At 46.8% G+C, this 434-nt stretch carries 1 protein-coding gene; it reads left to right on the top strand.

The window, feature by feature from the left end:
- Positions 1-406, top strand: a 406-nt coding sequence (locus AEQU1_RS00050; protein WP_220092300.1) for a transposase, incomplete at its 5' end; no start/stop codon positions are given.
- Positions 407-434 lie beyond the last annotated feature (28 nt).

The raw sequence follows: 434 nt of genomic DNA, 5'->3' as shown, positions 1-434 counted from the left end.
CATCGATTGCCCCATAAGGAGCAGTTGTTTGGGCAAAAGCGCACAGGAAAAGAAGTTCAGCGTTACCTATTACCGTGCAGAATATCAGCGCAACATTGCGCGGGTCAATAGCCCCCAGGGCAGGTATATGAAGGGCAAAAGGCAGAGTACGGTGGAACCGGTATTCGGGACACTTACCCAGTTTATGGGGCTTGGCAAGGTAAACACCCTGGGGCTGGCACAGGCAAACAAATGTATGCACCTCTCGGCAATGGCCTACAATCTCAAAAAATACCTAAAGTTTATCCAAAAGCGCACAAAGAGCGGGGCGGAATACCTTGTTTTGTTTTTTTCGCCCAAAACGTTGCTCCAGAATGTAGCATGGCTTTTTTTAAAAGCTCCAAATTTGACACATTTTCAAGCCTGATCAAAAAAACAAAGCCGCTTAAAGAGGC

It is taken from the genome of Aequorivita sp. CIP111184, assembly GCF_900489465.1.
GTDB lineage: Bacteria > Bacteroidota > Bacteroidia > Flavobacteriales > Flavobacteriaceae > Aequorivita.
This window is presented reverse-complemented; position numbering and strand designations above follow the sequence as displayed.